Source organism: Streptomyces tremellae (genome assembly GCF_039540215.1).
In the GTDB taxonomy this organism is placed as follows: domain Bacteria; phylum Actinomycetota; class Actinomycetes; order Streptomycetales; family Streptomycetaceae; genus Streptomyces; species Streptomyces tremellae.
Map to the genome: position 1 here is coordinate 33594 of NZ_BAABEP010000017.1, position 17237 is coordinate 50830.

The following is a 17237-nucleotide window of genomic DNA, read 5'->3' on the forward strand; positions in this document are numbered from 1 at the left end:
GGCCGCAGGGCCGGGCGCGCCGGGGCTCAGCCCTCCGCCAGCAGGCCCTTGCGCAGCCGGTTGGTGACGCGGGCAAGCAGGCGGGAGACGTGCATCTGGGAGACGCCGAGCACCTCGCCGATCTCCGACTGGGTCATCTCCTCGCCGAAGCGCATGCGCAGCAGCCTGCGCTCCCGCTCGTCGAGCGACTGGATCAGCGGCTTGAGCGCCTGGACGTTCTCCGCGATCTCCAGGCCCGCGTCCAGCTCGCCGAGCCGGTCGGCGAGCGGGGTCACGGTCTCCGCCGAGTCGTCGGCGGGCATGTCGATGGAGCCGGCCGTGTAGCCGTTGCTCGCGACGATGCCCTCTATGACCTCGTCCTCGTCGATGCGCAGGTGCTCGGCGAGCTCGGCGGTGGTGGGCGTGCGGTCGAGCCGCTGCGCGAGCTCGTCGCTGGCCTTCGCCAGGTCGATCCTCAGCTCCTGGAGGCGGCGCGGCACGTGCACGGCCCAACTGGTGTCCCGGAAGAACCGCTTGATCTCGCCGATGATGTACGGCACCGCGAAGGTCGCGAACTCGACCTCGCGGCTGAGTTCGAAGCGGTCGATCGCCTTGATCAGGCCGATCGTGCCGACCTGGACGATGTCCTCCATCTGGTCGGCCCTGTTGCGGAACCTGGTGGCCGCGTACCGCACCAGCGCCAGGTTCAGTTCGATCAGCGTGTTGCGCGCGTACTGGTACGCGGCCGTGCCCTCCTCGACCTCGGCGAGCCGGGCGAAGAACAGCCGGGACAGCTCCCGCGCGTCCTTGGGCGCCACCTCGGAGGGCGACTCGACCTGCGGCAGGCCGTAGGGGGCGCCGACAAGGGCCGCGGGTCCGTACCCGTCGGGGAGCCCGTGGTCCTCGGGACCCGCTCCGCCGTCTGCGTGCTCGGTACGTTCGTACGGGACCGCACTGGCCGTCGTCGTCACATCGCCCTCCCCTTGGATCCATGGTTCAGTGGGTGGCGTGTACCCGGTGCGGGCGGCGTCATGCCTGCGAATTCCTGGGAATGTTCGGCACGGCCGAAGAACCGCAGGACAGCGGAGAAGAACGCATATGCCGGTGCGCCGGGGCCCGTTGTCCTCCCGGGCCGCCGGCGCACCGTGAACGGGCGTCAGGTCCAGCTGGACGACAGCGGCTTGCCCTCCGCGTAGCCCGCCGCGCTCTGCACCCCGACGATCGCGCGCTCGGCGAACTCGGCGAGCGACGCGGCGCCCGCGTAGGTGCAGGACGAGCGGACCCCGGCGACGATCGAGTCGATCAGGTCCTCCACGCCGGGCCGCGCCGGGTCGAGGAACATCCGCGACGTGGAGATGCCCTCCTCGAACAGCCCCTTGCGCGCGCGGTCGTAGGCGGACTCCTCGCTGGTGCGGTTGCGCACCGCGCGGGCCGACGCCATGCCGAAGGACTCCTTGTACAGGCGTCCGTCCGCGGACTGCTGGAGGTCGCCCGGCGACTCGTACGTACCGGCGAACCAGGAGCCGATCATCACGTTGGACGCCCCGGCGGCGAGCGCCATCGCCACGTCGCGCGGGTGGCGGACGCCGCCGTCCGCCCAGACGTGCCTGCCGTGCTTCGCGGCCTCCGCCGCGCATTCGAGGACGGCGGAGAACTGCGGCCTGCCGACGCCGGTCATCATCCGGGTGGTGCACATCGCGCCGGGGCCCACGCCGACCTTGACGATGTCGGCGCCCGCCTCGACCAGGTCGCGCACGCCCGCCGCCGAGACGACGTTGCCCGCGACGACGGGGACGCTCGGGGACAGGCCGCGGATGGCGCGGACCGCGGAGATCATGGACTCCTGGTGGCCGTGCGCGGTGTCCACGACGAGCGTGTCGATCCCGGCGTCGAGGAGCTGCGCGGCCTTGCCCGCGACATCGCCGTTGACGCCGACGGCCGCGGCGATCCGCAGCCGTCCCCGCGCGTCGGTCGCGGGCGTGTAGAGCGTGGCGCGCAGGGCGCCCTTGCGGGTCAGGATGCCCACCAGTCGCCCTTCGGCGTCGACCGCCGGCGCGAGCTTGCGGTGGGCGCCGTCGAGGACGGTGAACGCCTCGCGCGGGTCCGTGTCGGCGGAGAGCACGAGCAGCTCCCGCGACATCACCACGGACAGCTGCGTGAAGCGGTCGACGCCGCCGAGGTCGTGCTCGGTGACGATGCCGATGGGCCGCCGCTTGTCGTCGACCACGATGCCGGCGCCGTGCGCGCGCTTCGGCAGCAGCGCGAGCGCCTCGTCCACGGTCTGCGTCGGCCGCAGCGTGATGGGCGTGTCGAAGACCAGGTCGCGAGTCTTCACCCAGGATGTGACGTCCGCGACCACGTCGAGCGGGATGTCCTGCGGGATGACCACGAGGCCGCCGCGCCGGGCCACGGTCTCCGCCATGCGGCGGCCCGCGATGGCGGTCATGTTGGCCACGACCAGCGGGATCGTGGTGCCGGTGCCGTCGGGCGAGGAGAGGTCCACGCCCTGCCGGGAACCGACGGCCGACCGGCTCGGGACCATGAAGACGTCGTCGTAGGTCAGGTCGTACGACGGCACAAGATCGTTGAGGAAACGCACGTACGGAACATCCCAGTCGCTCGGAGCTGGCCGCCGGTCGATGGGCCCGGCGGCAGACGCACGTACTTCATTCTCCCACGTGCTGACCGGGTCCTGCCTCGCCACGGGCGCGGAGAAACGTCCAGCCCGGCGGGGGCGCGCCTGGAGGAACCTCCAAGGCGCGGGGCCGCCGGGCGGGTGTGGAGCGGTCCACGGGCCCTGGCGTGGGCGGGCGGGTCAGTCCCCGTCCGGGTCGGCGCGCTCCAGGGCGGGGCGGGGCGCCGGGGTGAAGTCCTTGAGCAGGAAGTCCGCGGCGACGGTGTCCGTGACCAGGCTGGTGACGAGCCCGGAGCGCAGCACCGCGCCGATCGCCTCGGACTTGCGCCGCCCGCCCGCGATCGCGACCACCTCGGGGATGCGGCGCAGCCGGTCGGCCTCCACGGTGATGCACCGCTCGCCGAGGTCCCTGCCGACCCTGCGGCCCTCTGCGTCGAAGAGGTGCGCCGACATCTCGGCGGCGACGCCGAGCGAGGAGTAGTGCGCCCGCTCCTCCTCGGGGAGCATGTCGTGCACCGTCGAGATGCCCGCCTCCCAGGAGCCGATGGACACGGCGGCGACGGTCACCTTGTCGAAGTAGTCGAAGGCGCGGGCGATGCCCGGCTGGTTGCGCAGCGCGGACGCCGTCGCCGGGTCGGGCAGCAGCATCGGCGCGTAGATGGGGTGCGCCTCGCCGCCGGAGACCTGCGCGGCGCGGCGTACGGCCTCCACGGAGCCGCGCTCGGCCGTGCCCGCGTCGTACACGCCGGTCAGCTGGACGACCGTGCACGGCGGAAGGCGGTCGAGCGCCGCCGCCATGTGGATCGTGGAGCGGCCCCAGGCGAGGCCCAGCACGTCGCCCTCGGTGACCAGCTCGCCCAGCAGGTCGGCTGCGACCTCGCCGAGGTTCTCCGGGTCGGGCGACTCGTCGGCGCCGTCCGCCGGCGACTCCACCACCACCGCGTGCCGCAGGCCGTAGCGGGCCCGCAGCGCGTCGGAGCGCTCCGCGTCCAGCTCGGCGGGCACGCGGATCTCGATCCGCACCAGGTCGCGTTCGAGGGCGGTCTCCAGGACCCTGGCCACCTTGAAGCGGCTCACGCCGAACTCCTCGGCGATCTGGATCTTGGACTTGCCCTCCAGGTAGAACCGGCGCGCCATGGCCGCCGCCTGTACCAGCTCCGCGGGTCCCATGCGCAGGGCCGGCCGCCCCGCCGAGATTCCAGGCACCGCGTTCTCCTTCACTCTGCGCACCCTCAGGACTCGCCGTTCATCCTGTCAGATACGTCGGTAGTCGATCAGCCCTGTCGGGCCCCGTTCACTTGACCGTGGCGCACCGGCCGCACGGCCGCCTCGCCCGCGCGGCCCCGCGCCGCCGCCCCGCCGCGCTCAGTGGCCGCAGGACCAGGACGCCCTGGCGGTGGCCTCGTCGGCCTGGTGGCGCAGCATCCGCACCGCGGCCGCGGGGTCGTCAGCCCCGTAGACCGCGGAGCCCGCGACGAACACGTCCGCCCCGGCGTCCGCGCAGCGCTCGACGGTGTCGGCGGAGACGCCCCCGTCGACCTGGAGCCACAGTTCCAGGCCGTGCCGCGCGATCAGCTGCCGCGCCCTGCGGATCTTCGGCAGCATGATGTCGAGGAACGCCTGGCCTCCGAAGCCCGGCTCCACGGTCATGATCAGCAGCATGTCCAGCTCGGGCAGCAGGTCCTCGTACGGCTCGACCGGCGTGGCCGGCTTGAGCGCCATCGAGGCGCGGGCGCCCTTGGCGCGGATCTCGCGCGCGAGGCGCACCGGCGCCGCCGCGGCCTCCGCGTGGAACGTCACGGACCCCGCGCCCGCCTCGACGTACTGCGGCGCCCACCGGTCCGGCTGCTCGATCATGAGATGGCAGTCGAGCGGGGTGCTCGTGGCCTTGCCCAGCGCCTCCACCACGGGGACGCCCAGGGTCAGGTTGGGCACGAAGTGGTTGTCCATCACGTCGACGTGCAGCCAGTCGGCACCGTCGACGGCCTTGGCCTCCTCGGCGAGCCGGGAGAAGTCGGCGGACAGGATGCTGGGGTTGATCTGTGCCATGGCCCAAGCCTCCCACGGACCGGGGGCCGTTCCTGCCCCGGTCCACGTTTCGGTACGGACCACACGAGGCTCGGCCAGGACGGTGAGCCCGCCGGCACCGTCCGCCGCACCGGACATGTCCCCTCGGAGGCGACCGCCGACCTGCCGGGTCTGGAAGCCGTGCTCCACGTCTTCGCGCTCGTCGTCGTGCTGCTGCGCGGGCGGCGCAAGCGGGCGGCGGCGGCTGTCCTTTCGGCCTTGCCCACGGGGGGTGACGCCCGGCGAGCCGACACCCACTGCCCTCTCGGAGCGAGAGAACGACCATGCGCAGGACCTGGCTCGCGGTGCTCGCCGTCACAGTAGCCGCGGCGGCGGTGGCCTTCTGACATCGCAGACGACCGCGGCGGGCGCGCCGTCCCGGGCCGCAGGCCGACACGACACCCCGGTCACCGCTGCGGTGGGGTGCGTGCCCCCGTCCGAAGGAGGCGGGCGTCGGAAGGACCGGCCCTGCCGGGCTGGGAGGCCGGTCCTTCCCACGAGACGCGCGCGGCGCCTGCCGGGCGAAGGGCGGGCGAGGTGGGGGGGGCGGCGCGGGTCAGGACGTGCGGCGCAGCAGCGCGAGGTACATGGCGTCCGTGCCGTGCAGGTGCGGCCAGAGCTGGATGTCCGGGCCCTCGCCGAGGGCCGGGACCCCGGGCAGCAGCGGGCGCGCGTCGATCAGCTCGGCCCCGGTGCGGCCCTCGCGCAGCACGTCGTCCACCACGACGCGGGTCTCCGCGAGGTGCGGCGAGCAGGTCGCGTAGCCGACGACGCCGCCGACCCGCACGGACCGCAGCGCTTCGCGCAGCAGGCCGCGCTGGAGCGGCGCGAAGCCCTTCAAATCGTCAGGGCGGCGGCGCCAGCGCGCCTCGGGCCTGCGGCGCAGCGCGCCGAGCCCCGAGCAGGGGACGTCGACGAGCACCCGGTCGAAGGCGCCCTCGCGCCACGGCGGCCTGGTGCCGTCCGCCGTGACGACCTGGGTGGGTCCGGGGTTGCCCGCGAGGGCGCGCTCCACGAGGCGTGCGCGGTGCGGCTGCTTCTCGGCCGCGAGGAGCGCGGCCCCGCGCTCGGCGGCGAGCGCGGCGAGCAGCGCCGCCTTGCCGCCTGGCCCTGCGCAGCCGTCGAGCCAGCGGGCGTCGGGGCCTTCGAGGGGCGCCTGCGCGAGGGCGAGCGCGACGAGCTGACTGCCCTCGTCCTGGACGCCCGCGCGGGAGTCCTTCACGGCCTGGAGCGCGCCGGGCTCGCCGCCCTCGGCGAGCCTGACCGCGTACGGCGACCAGCGGCCCGGCAGGCCGCCCTCGTCACCGACCGCGTCGAGCAGCTCGCCGGTGGTGGACCGGCCGGGCCTGGCGACCAGCGTCACCTCGGGCCGCTCGTTGTCCGCGGCGAGCAGGTCCTCGATCCCGGCGCGGCCGCCGCCGAGCGCGTCCCACAGCGCCGAGACCACCCAGCGCGGGTGCGCGTGCACGACGGCGAGGTGGTCCTCCGGGTCGTCGTCGTACGGCGGCGCGACCCGGGCGAGCCAGGTGTCCAGGTCGTCGGAGGAGATCTTGCGCAGCACGGCGTTGACGAATTTGGCACGGCCGTCGCCGAGCACCACCCGGGCCAGCTCCACGGTCGCGGAGACGGCGGCGTGGGTGGGGATGCGCATGCCGAGGAGCTGGTGCGTGCCGAGCGAGAGCACGTCGAGCACCGGCGGGTCGACCTCGCGCAGCGGCCGGTCGACACAGGCGGAGATGACGGCGTCGTACGTGCCCTGCCTGCGCAGCGTCCCGTAGACCAGCTCGGTGGCGAGCGCGGCGTCGCGCGCGTCGAACCCGGGCTGCTCGCGGGCCTTGCCGAGCAGCGGCGGCAGGACGAGGTTCGCGTACGCGTCGCGCTCGTCGACCGCGCGCAGCGCCTCGAAGGCGAGGCTGCGCGCGGGGTCCTTCTTGGGTCGCCGGTACGGCTTGCCGGTGCGGCGTCCCCCGCCCGGCGTGTGCGGCTGCCTGCGGGCCCGAGGGGCCTGGTCGTTCAAAGGTGCTCCGGAGGTACGGGGTTGGCGGGCGCGGACCGCGGCTCACGGATACCCGGCCGTCCGCGGCCACCGGGCCCGGGACCGACGGCGCTGCCAGGGCGGCTCGCCCGCGCCGCGGGTCCTCGCGTCCCAGCGTACGCGGGCTTCGGCGGCGCCGTGCGGGCGGTGTGCGGGGGTCTGCGCGCCCCGTGCGGGGCCCGGGGCGGCGCGCGTCCGCGGGCCGGGCGCGGGGTCAGGCGGCCGGGGTCTCGCCGAGGTGTTCGCCGGGGGCGATGCGGACGCCGCGGGCCCAGTCGGCGGCGCGCATCGGCTTCTTGCCCTGGGGCTGCACCCACAGGAGTTCGACCGCGGTCGAGCCGGTGCCGACGTGCACGGTGTTCTTGCCGGCCGCGAGCGCGCCGGGCGCCAGGTCGGTGCGGTCGGGCGCGGGCGCCAGGTGGACCAGCTTCAACCGCTCGCCCCTGAACAGGGTCCACGCACCGGGCGCCGGGGTGCAGGCGCGCACGACGCGGTCCACGCGCAGCGCGGGCGCCGTCCAGTCGACCCGGGCGTCCTCGACGGTCAGCTTGGGCGCGAGGGTGACGCCCTCCGCGGGCTGCGGCACGGGCTTGAGCGTTCCGTCCTCGATGCCGTCCATCGTGGCGACGAGCAGCCCCGCGCCCGCGAGCGCGAGCCGGGTCAGCAGGTCGCCGCTGGTGTCGGTGGGGCGCACGGTCTCGGTGAGCACGCCGTAGACCGGGCCGGAGTCGAGCCCCTCCTCGATCTGGAACGTGCTCGCGCCCGTCACCTCGTCGCCCGCCATCACCGCGTGCTGCACGGGCGCGGCGCCGCGCCACGCGGGCAGCAGTGAGAAGTGGAGGTTCACCCAACCGTGTGCCGGCACGTCCAGGGCGACCCGCGGCAGCAGCGCCCCGTACGCGACGACGGGGCAGCAGTCGGGGCCGATCTCCCGCAGGCGCGCGAGGAACTCCTCGTCGCGGGGTTTCGCGGGGCGCAGGATCTCGATGCCCGCCTCCTCCGCGCGCTCCGCGACGGGGCTCGCGACGAGCCTGCGGCCGCGGCCCGCGGGCGCGTCGGGCCGGGTCACCACGGCGGCGACCTCGTGGCGCTCCGAGGCGATGAGGGCGTCGAGAGCGGGTACGGCGACCTCGGGGGTCCCTGCGAAGACGAGCTTCATCGGTGGCGTGCTGCCTCTCGGAAGGGGGCGGTGGCGTACGGGCGCGGCGCTGCCCGTGCCACGGGTCCGCGGGAGCGCACCAGTTTATGGCGCCCGCGGCACGGCCGCCCCACCGGCGCCCCGTGGGGCGCGCGGCCACCCACGCGCCCCACGCATATGCCCCTACGCCCCCGCAGCGTGACCACAGCCCAGGTGCCGCGTTGTCAAGAGAGATTGACCACATCGGGCCGCACCGGTACGGCCCGATTCCTCATTCCACGCCGGTCCGAGAGGCTCGTCCATGGCCGACCACGCAACCCACGACGCACAGGCCCGTGCAAGTCTGCACATGTTGGTGCGGGACATCGAGCGCGTCCGCCGCCAGGTGGACGCGCTGCGCACCCTCACCGCCCAGTTGGGCAATGTCTACCGGCCCCGGCGGACGGGCCCCTCCACGGGCTTCGTCGTCTACGGGCGCGCGCCCGCCCCGACCGTACGGCTCGCGCAGGAGCTGCGCGACAGCGTCGAGACCCTCGTGACGGCCGCGGTGGACTTCGACCGCTCGCTCGGCTTCTCCTGGGACGCCGTCGGTTCCGCACTCGGCGTCACCAAACAGGCGGTGCACCGCCGTTACGGGGCCCGGCGCACGACGCCGCGCCCGGGGGCCGTGGAGGCGGCGGACGCCGCGGCGCCGCGCAGGCAGCTGCCCGCGACGGGCGCCCTGCCGTCGGTGCCCGCGGCCCGTTCGATGCCGCCGCAGCCCGGGGCCGAGCCGCGCGAGGCGCGTGACGGCCACCGTGACCCCCACGAGGAGCGCGAACTCCACGAGGAGCAGCGGCCGCCGGTCTTCCCGAGCCCGCGCGGCAGCTGACGGCGCGGCCCGGAACGGCCGCCTCGCCGAACTCGCGGCGCGGCCCGGAACGGCCCGGCCGCCTTGGCCTGGCGCGCGGCGCGGCACGGAGCGGGCGATGTGGCCCGGGTACGCACCCCGGACCCGCGGGCCCAGGTACGCACCCCGGACCCGCGGGCGGGATCCGGGCACGCGCGACCGAGCGTCGGCCGTGGCCGCCTTCACCGTCCCCGGCGCGCGGACGGGTGCCGCACCGCACGCCGCACCGCGCGGACCGGGCTCCTTGGCGCACACCGCCGCACCGTGCGGACCGGGTGCCGCACCGCCCGGGTGCCGCACCGCGCGGACCTGCTCGGCCACCGACCGCCCGAGCCGGTCCGCGCGGCGACCGGGCGACCGGTGCCGGCAGTCGGCGGCCCGAAGCGGTGCGCGGGCCCGTCGGGCGCCTGGGCCGGACGGGCCCGCCCGAGTCGGCGCCGGGGGCCGGCCGTCCGAGCCTGCGCCCGAGGCCGGAGGGGCCCGCCCTGCTCGAAGACCCGGGGCCGGAGCAGTGCCCTGCTCGAAAACCCCAGGGCCGGCGGGGCCCAGAACGACGCCGCCCCGGGGCCGCGCCGTCCGGCCGGGGCATCCCCGCCGAAACCCCCACGCGTGCGGCGTCAGCCGATGTCGGGCGGGTCGATCCGCACCCGCACCGCCGGTGCGGCGGCGCCGCGCGCCAGCCGGGCGGCCTGGGCCTCCTTGAGCGCGGCGGCCAGCGCGGCGCCGCTGCCCGGGGGCACCCGGAGCAGCACACGCTCCCAGCGCTCGTCCGGGGGCGCGTCACCGCGCCGGGGCGCGCCCCTGGGGGCGCTGCGCACCGGCACGGGCCCCAACACCTCGGCGTCCCCCGGCAGTCGGGTGCTCGCGACGAACGCGGCCACGGCCTCCGGGGGGCCCGTCACCGACGCCATCCGCGACACCGGCGGGAAGCCGAGCTCCGCGCGCTCAGCCAGCTCCCGGCGCGCGTGCCCCACCGGGTCCCAGCGGACCAGCGCCTGCACGGGGCGCAGCGTCGGCTCGGCCACCACGACGACCCTGCCGCCCTCCGTCTGGCCGCGCACCAGTGAGGCCGCCTGGAGCCAGCGCCGCAGGGCCTCCTCCCCGGCCCGCAGGTCGGGCCTCGACACCATGGCCCAGCCGTCGAGCAGCAGGGCCGCGGCGTATCCCCCCTCGGCGACGGGTTCCGCGCCTGGCGTGCTGACGACGAGCGCGGGGCGGCCCGGCACCGCGTCGAGCACGTGGTCCCGGCCCGAGGTGCGCACCGGCACGGCGGGGAAGGCCCGGCCCAGCTCCTCGGCCGTCCGCCCGGCACCGACGACCCGGGCCCGCAGCCTGGGGCTGCCGCACTCGGGGCAGTGCCAGTCCTGGGCCGCCCTGCCGCACCACGCGCAGCGCAGCTCGTGCGCCCCTGCCGCCTCGACGGGCCCCGCGCAGCGCGCGCACCGCGCGGGGGTGCGGCAGCGCTCGCAGGCGAGCCGCGGCACGTATCCGCGGCGCGGCACCTGCACCAGCACGGGCCCGGAGGCCAGGGCGTCCCTGACGGTCTGCCAGGCGAGGCTGGGGAGCCGGGCGGCGCGCGCCGCCTCGTCGCGGGCGAGTTCGGCGTCGCCGACCGTGCGGACCAGGGGCGCCGCGGCCCGCACCTGCTCGCGGGGGGCGGCGAGGGGCGCGGCCCAGCCGGTGGCGACGAGCTGCGCGGCCTCGACGGTGCAGCCCGTACCGCCCAGCAGGAACGCCGTACGGTCCTGCCGGGCGCGGAGCAGCAGCACCTCGCGCGCGTGCGGCTGCGGCGCGTGCTGCTCGCTGTGGCTGCCGTCGCCGTCGTCCCAGAGCGCGACGAGCCCCAGGTCGCGCACGGGCGCGAACATCGCGGCCCGGGTGCCGACCACGGCCCGTACGGAGCCGCGGCGCACGGCAAGCCACTCGCGATAGCGCTTCTCGGGCCCCGCCTCCGCCGTGAGCAGCGCGTGGCTGCCCTCCCCCAGGATCTCGGTGAGGGCCGTGTCCACCCGCGCGGAGGCCCTGCCGTCCGGCACGACGACGAGGGCGCCGCGCCCCGAGGCGAGCGTCGCGGCGACGGCGCGGGCCAGCTCCGCGGCCCAGTGCGGTCCTGGCAGCGCGCTCCACACGGCGCGGGGCGCGCCGCCCGCGGCGAGCGCTTCGAGGAACGCGGGCCCCGTCTCGTACCGCTCCCAGGTGCCGGGGTCCGGTGCGGGGGGCGGCGGCGCGGGCTCGGGCGACGGCCTGCCCTCGGCGCGGGCGCTGCGCGGGGGCACGGCGAGCTGGAGCACGTCGGCGAGCGAGCCCGCGTAGCGGTCGGCGACGGCGCGCGCGAGCCGCAGCAGCTCGTCGCTGAGCACGCGCTCGGGCGAGACGACGTCGGCGAGCGCGGCGAGGGGGCCCGCGTAGTCGGAGGTGGCGCGCCGCTCGACGAGGAAGCCGTCGATGAGGCGCCCGCCCTCGCGCCGCCCGCCGCGCACGGAGCGCGCGCCCGCGCCGAACCGCACGCGCACCCGCACGCCGGGCTGCGCGTCCGCGTCGAGTTCGGCGGGGACCGCGTAGTCGAAGAACTGGTCGAGGTGGAGTACGCCCTTGTTGACCACGACGCGCGCGACCGGCAGCCGCTCCGCGAGCGCGGCGCCGCGCCAGGTGCGCGGCTTGGCGCGGGGCGCCTTCGCCTCGCGCACGGTCTCCCTGATCAGCGCGAGCTGCTCCCCCTCGGTCCCCTGCTCCCGCTCGTCGCCGCTGCTCACAGCCCCATACCTACCAGACGCCTGTGACACCGCGCCCGGCCGCGCGGGCGGGCGCGGCGGTCCGGGCCCTCGCCCGTCGGCCCAGGACGCCCCGAGCCCCGAGCCCTGGCCCCGGGGCCCCAGGCTCCCGCCCCCTCCCCGCGCTCCCGGCTCCCGGCTCACCTTGGCAAGCAGGTACGGACCAAGCCCGGCCACCCTGGCCTTTCGAGCCAACAGAAGGCAAAGCCGACGCAAAGGCGGCTTAGAGAGTCACCCATGAGCCGGTTCGATCTTCCGCGCTGATCCGGCGCGCTCGCGGGCGGCGGCGCCGGCCGGGGCGCGTCGGCGGGCGACGCCGGTCCGCGCAGGCAGGAGCGGGGGCGCGCGCCACCGCGCGGCCCCCTCGCCGGGGTCCGGCGACCGTGCCGGGCGGGCGGCACGCGGCGCCGGGACGGCTCTTGACAGGGCGTCGATGTCGTCCTGTCATGAGCACGCGTACGGGCCGCGGCAGCGAGGTCCGCAGCACCGCGAAGTACCGCGAACGAAAGGGTGGTCCGTCAGCGTGCGAGATCTCCTTTCCCGGCGGGAGACCGCATACCGGGCGGAGTCCCGCCCTCCGCTCCTGCTGCGCGGCCAGCAGGCACCCCTGGGCGCCGCGGACGTCGCGCTGCGCGGGGGCCGCGGCGTCCTGCTGTACGGGCCCACGGGCAGCGGCAGGACGACGCTCGTGGCGACCCTGGCCGCCCGGTTCGCGCCGGACGGCGCGCCCGTGCTCTCCTGCACGCCCGCCGAGGAGGACACGGGGCTGCCGTACGTCGGCCTCGTCGACCTGTTCGGCCAGCTCCCCGGCGAGGTCTTCGACGCGCTGCCGCCCGAGCGTGCCCGGGTGCTGCGCCAGGTGCTTTTGCACTGCCGGGTGACCGTCGAGGAGCGCGACAGGCTGGCGCTGCGGATGGCCGTGACCGAGGCGCTCGCCCTGTTCGCCCAGGACGGGCCCGCGCTCCTCGTGCTCGACGGGCTGCACTGGCTGGACGAGCAGAGCGCGGACGTGCTGTCGTTCGCCGCGCGCCGGCTGCGCGGCAGCGCGCTGCGGGTCCTCGCGGCCGAGCGGGTGGCCCCGGGCGGCCAGCCGGCCCGCCCCTGGTGCTGCCCGCCGGGCACCGCCGAGATCCCGCTGCCGCCGCTGCCCGACGACGACATCGCCGCGCTGCTCGCCGCGGCGGGCGGCGAGCCCCTGCCGCCGCAGGCGCTCCGGGTCGTACGGCGGCTCGCCGCGGGCAACCCGGGCTACGCTCGCGAACTGGCCCAGGGGGCACGGCTCGAAGGGGCGCTCGACGCGGACGGAAGCCCCCGCGTTCCCGTCAGGCTACGCGCGTCGACCCTTACGGGCGCCAGGGAGTTGCCCGCCGCCGCCCTGCGCACGCTGCTGGTGTGCTGCGCAGCCTCGCGCCCCGACCTCACGCTCCTGCGGGCCGCCGGGATTGCCGAGGCCGAAGCCCACCTCGGCGCGGCGGAGAAAGCCGGTGTGGTGGCCCTGGGCGCGGACGGTGCCGTGGTCTTCACGCATCCGCTGCTGCGGGCCTCGCTCTACGCGGACGCGCCGACCCGGGAGCGCCGCGCGGCGCACGCGCTGCTCGCGGACGCCGTCACGGACCGGCGGCGCGGCGCCCGGCACCTGGCGCTCGCACACCCCTACGAGAACGAGAAGGTCGCGGCCGCGGTGCTGGCCGCGGCGGAGACCGCTCACGCGCAGGGCGCCCTCGACGACGCCGCGGAACTGGCCAGACTGGCCGCCGACCGCACCCCCTCGGAAACCGGCGCCCGCGACGCGCGCCGCCTGCGGGCCGCCGAGTACGCCTGTGACGCGGGGCGCCGCGACCAGTGCGCGCAGCTGGCCCGCGCGGTGCTGCGCTCGTCGTCCTCGCCGCGCCTGCGGGTCGCGGCCAGGATCGTGCTGCTGCGCAACGCGGGACAGGCGCTCGAAGGCCTCCAGGACGTGCTGTCCGGCGGTTTCCGGGACGCGGCGGGCGACGGTGTGCTCACCGCGCGGCTGCACCACTGGGCGGCGCTGCGCAGCCTGGTGCTCGGCGACCCCGCGGAGGCCGAACGGCACGCCTTGTGCGCCACCGCCGGCGACGCGGTCGCCGCCGACCCGGTCACCGGGCTGAGCGCCCTGACGACGCTGGCCCGGGTCCACTCGCTCACCGGCAGGACCGACGCGGCGAGGGCCACGCTGGACCGGGCGCTCGACCTCGCGGTGCGCGAGGGCGACCCGCGCCGCCGCGGCATGGTCCGCATGCGCGCCATGCTCACGCTCGACGACGACCAGGTGGCCCGGGCACGCTCCCAGCTCGGCCCGCTCCTGCGCGACGAGGGCGGGAGCGGGCGGGACGGCGCCGAGTACACCAGCGTCGAGGACCATGTGGCGACCCTGCTCGCGCTGGTCAGGATCCAGGTGCGCGCGGGTGACTGCCGCGCGGCCCTGCGGGACGCGCAGCGCTGCGCCCGCGCCGCCGCCGAGGCCGGCCTCGTGTCGGCGCCCGCCCTGTACGCCCGCGCGCTGGCCGCGTCCGTGGGCGCGCCGGCCGAGGAGGCGAGGCCGCTCGCCGCGGATGCCGTGCGCGCCTCCGAGGCGGACGGCGACCGCCTCTTCCTGCTGCGCGCGCTGGCCGCGCAGGCGCAGACGGCCCTCTTCGAGGGCTCGCTCCAGGGCGCGGCCGACGCGGTGGGGACGCTGCTGCGGGTGCGGGAGATCGGCGGCGCCATGGGGGTCGCGGACCCGCCGCTGCTGCACTGGACGGCCGACCTGGCCGAGGCCCAGGTGATGCTGGGGGACACGGAGGCCGCGGACGCGGCTCTCGCCGAGGCGCGCGGCCATCTCCATGGCGGGACGCCGCAGAGCGTGCTCGCGGCGCTCGAACGCGCGGAGGGCCTGCGCGAGGCCGCCTGCGGGCGCGCCCGGGAGGGCGCGGAGCTCCTCGTCGCCGCGGCCGGCAGGCTGCGGCCGCTCGACCTGCCCGTCGACCTGCTGCGTACCCTGATCGCCCTCGGCACCGCGGAGCGCAGGGCGCGCCACAGGACGGCAGCGAACCGCGCGCTCTCCGAGGGACTCGAACTCGCCGAGGCGCACGGCGTCGTCCCCCTCACGGCCCGCGCCCGCGCCGAACTCGCCCGCCTGAGCGCCCTCGACGGCGGTGGCGCCGCCACCCTGACGGCCACGGAGACCCGGATCGCCGAGCTGGTGACCAGCGGCGCGTCCAACCGGGAGGTCGCGGCGAAGCTGTTCATCAGCGTGAAGACCGTCGAGGGCAACCTCTCCCGCGTCTACCGCAAGATCGGCGTGCGCTCCCGCACCGCGCTGGCCCGCGCCATGACCTCCCCCGAGGCCTTCGCCGCCCCCGGCCCCGGCACGCCGGGCGGCCGCCGGGCCTGACGCCGCCGCGCGCCCGTCCCGATCATCCGCTGCGCCGGGGCCCGGCGAACTCCCGTACCGGCACGACACCGTGACAGCCCGTACGCCGCCCGGCGCGCAGACGCGTACGCCGTACGCCCCGGACAGCCCCGGTCCCCCGGAGCCCGTCCCCGGACCCGACGCACGCGCCCCGACGCGCCGTCCCCGCACGGACCGGTCCCGGCGAACCGCCTCGCGGTCACGGCCCCGTGACGGCCGCGTACGCCTCCCGGCACGCGCGTACGCCGTACGCCTCAGGCCCGGCGACGCCCCCTTGCGCCCCGGCGCCTCCCCGCGCCCCGACCCGGCACCCGCCCACGCCCGGACGCAACGCCCCCCGCCACGGACCGGTCCCGCGGCGTGTCCGCCGCCGGGAGCCCGCCCCCACGCGACGGCGACGGCCAGATCGGCAGCCGCCCTGACGCGGCCTCAACGCCCCTCTCCCCTTCTCCCCTCCGTGCCGGCCGTGCCCCACGGGCGACGGTCCGGGCCCCGCGACGCACCGCCGCAACGCTCCGGCCACACGAAACACCGTCTCAACACGGCGAGCAAGGGTTCCCCCGCTTATGGACAAGTCCCCTTTCTCCCTAGCGTGTTCCACGTCACCCTTTCGAGACTCGAACTTCCCCCCGGAGGCTGTTCGTGACCCCACGTCTCAAGTTCCTCGCCCTCGCCGCCGCACCGGCCCTGCTGGCCGTGGCCGTCCCCGTCGCCGCCGCCGGCACCCCCAGCCCCTCGGCGACGCGTGCCGCGGTCGCGGGCGACGTCGTCCCCGGGCTCACCGCCCACGCCGCACGCACCGGTTCGGTCGCCGCGGACAAGTCCGTGTCCGTGGCCGTGAGCCTGGCGCCGAGAGACCACGCAGGACTCGCGGCGTTCGTCTCCCGCGTCACCGACCCCGCGTCCGCGGACTACGGCCACTACCTGACCAAGGCACAGTTCGCGGCCCGTTACGGCCGCACCGACGCCGAGGTCGCCAAGGTGAAGGAGTACCTGAAGTCCCAGGGCCTCACCGTCGGCAAGGTCCACTCCGGCAACCTGCTGGTCGACGCCCACGGCACCGCGGCCCAGGTGCAGAAGGCGTTCGGCACCAAGCTGTCGACGTACAAGGACAAGTCCACCGGCCGCTCGTTCTACGCGAACGAGGCCGCGCCGACCCTGCCCGCGTCCGTCGCGTCCCTGGTGAGCGACGTCTCGGGCCTCAACAACCACGTGGTCCTGCACCACCAGGCCGCCAAGGTCACCCCCCACAACGGCCCCGGCGGCGGTTACACCCCCGCGCAGATCAAGGGCGGCTACAACGTCTCGTCGTCCACGACCGGCAGCGGCCAGAAGATCGCCCTGCTGGAGTTCGACGGCTTCCAGCAGTCCAACATCACGAAGTACGACAACCAGTACAGCCTGGGCTCCGCCGCCCCGACCGTGAAGAAGGTCGACGGGGGCTCCGGCTCCCTCGGCGACGGCCAGGTCGAGGTCGAGCTGGACATCGAGGTGCTGAACGCGATCGCGCCGAAGGCCGCGGTGACGGTCTTCGAGGGCCCGAACTCGGACGCCGGTGAGGTCGACACGTACCAGGCCATCGTCGACAGCGGCATCCCGACCACGTCGATCAGCTGGGGCGCGGCCGAGACGCAGCGCACCAGCTCCAACCTGAGCGCGGTCGACGCCGTGTTCCAGCAGGGCGCTGCCGAGGGCCTCGGCTTCTACGCGGCGTCCGGCGACAGCGGCTCCGACGACGCGGGCAACGGCGGCACCTCCGTCGACTTCCCGGCCAGCGACCCGTACGTGACCGGCGTGGGCGGTACGACGCTGACCGTGACGTCCTCGAACGCCTGGAGCCGCGAGACCGCGTGGAGCGGCGGCGGTGGCGGCAAGTCCAGCACGTTCTCGATACCGAGCTGGCAGACCTCGGTGCAGCAGAGCCAGGGCGGCGGCAAGCGCCAGGTGCCCGACGTCTCGGCGCTCGCCAACCCGAGCCCCGGCGTGTCCATCTACTCGCAGGGCCAGTGGGGCCAGGTCGGCGGCACGAGCGCCGCGGCGCCCGAGTGGGCCGCGTACGCCGCGCTCTACAACCAGCAGGCCGCCGCGGCCGGCAAGCCGAACCTCGGCTTCGCCAACCCGGCGCTCTACGCCACGGGCGGCACCGGCTTCCACGACATCACCAGCGGCAGCAACGGCGCCTACTCCGCAGCCAAGGGCTGGGACTTCACCACGGGCTGGGGCTCCTACAACGCCTCGACCCTGACGACGAAGCTCCTCGGCCAGTGATCTGACCGGCCCACGGGCCGCAAGAGACGCGAGGGGCGTGTGC

At 76.2% G+C, this 17237-nt stretch carries 10 protein-coding genes; 3 read left to right on the forward strand and 7 right to left on the reverse strand.

Going from position 1 to position 17237, the window contains the following annotated elements; translation table 11 throughout:
- Window positions 1–26 precede the first annotated feature (26 nt).
- The 6 genes from ABEA77_RS14685 to fmt all read right to left on the reverse strand — a co-directional run bounded on the left by ABEA77_RS14685 (window position 27) and on the right by fmt (window position 7875).
- Complete coding sequence (locus tag ABEA77_RS14685) at window positions 27–824, reverse strand: SigB/SigF/SigG family RNA polymerase sigma factor (protein WP_345646689.1); 798 nt, start codon at window positions 822–824, stop codon at window positions 27–29.
- 311 nt (window positions 825–1135) lie between these two features.
- Complete coding sequence (locus ABEA77_RS14690) at window positions 1136–2578, reverse strand: GuaB1 family IMP dehydrogenase-related protein (protein WP_345646513.1); 1443 nt, start codon at window positions 2576–2578, stop codon at window positions 1136–1138.
- 216 nt (window positions 2579–2794) lie between these two features.
- A complete protein-coding gene (locus ABEA77_RS14695; RefSeq protein WP_345646692.1) occupies window positions 2795–3811 on the reverse strand; it encodes a sugar-binding transcriptional regulator in 1017 nt (338 codons plus the stop codon).
- A 168-nt stretch (window positions 3812–3979) separates the two neighbouring features.
- Window positions 3980–4663, reverse strand: a complete 684-nt coding sequence (rpe, locus tag ABEA77_RS14700; RefSeq protein ID WP_345646515.1) for a ribulose-phosphate 3-epimerase — start codon at window positions 4661–4663, stop codon at window positions 3980–3982.
- 574 nt (window positions 4664–5237) lie between these two features.
- Window positions 5238–6698 carry an RsmB/NOP family class I SAM-dependent RNA methyltransferase gene (locus ABEA77_RS14705; protein WP_345646518.1) on the reverse strand — a complete coding sequence of 487 codons (1461 nt, stop codon included), beginning with the start codon at window positions 6696–6698 and terminating at the stop codon, window positions 5238–5240.
- Window positions 6699–6930: 232 nt separating this feature from the next.
- On the reverse strand, window positions 6931–7875 hold the full coding sequence (gene fmt, locus ABEA77_RS14710) for a methionyl-tRNA formyltransferase (protein ID WP_345646519.1): 945 nt from the start codon (window positions 7873–7875) through the stop codon (window positions 6931–6933).
- A 280-nt stretch (window positions 7876–8155) separates the two neighbouring features.
- Between fmt and ABEA77_RS14715 the strand changes: the two genes are divergently transcribed.
- A complete protein-coding gene (locus ABEA77_RS14715; RefSeq protein ID WP_345646521.1) occupies window positions 8156–8725 on the forward strand; it encodes a hypothetical protein in 570 nt (189 codons plus the stop codon).
- A gap of 635 nt (window positions 8726–9360) precedes the next feature.
- On the opposite strand, the gene ABEA77_RS14720 is transcribed toward ABEA77_RS14715, so the two are convergent.
- Window positions 9361–11496: a primosomal protein N' gene (locus ABEA77_RS14720; RefSeq protein ID WP_345646523.1), complete on the reverse strand. Its 2136-nt coding sequence runs from the start codon at window positions 11494–11496 to the stop codon at window positions 9361–9363.
- A gap of 541 nt (window positions 11497–12037) precedes the next feature.
- Between ABEA77_RS14720 and ABEA77_RS14725 the strand changes: the two genes are divergently transcribed.
- Entirely contained in the window at window positions 12038–14908 is a 2871-nt protein-coding gene (locus tag ABEA77_RS14725; RefSeq protein WP_345646525.1) for an AAA family ATPase, read from the forward strand.
- A gap of 660 nt (window positions 14909–15568) precedes the next feature.
- Window positions 15569–17194 (forward strand): S53 family peptidase, encoded by a 1626-nt coding sequence (locus tag ABEA77_RS14730; RefSeq protein WP_345646528.1) that lies wholly within the window; start codon window positions 15569–15571, stop codon window positions 17192–17194.
- The last annotated feature ends 43 nt before the right edge of the window (window positions 17195–17237 follow it).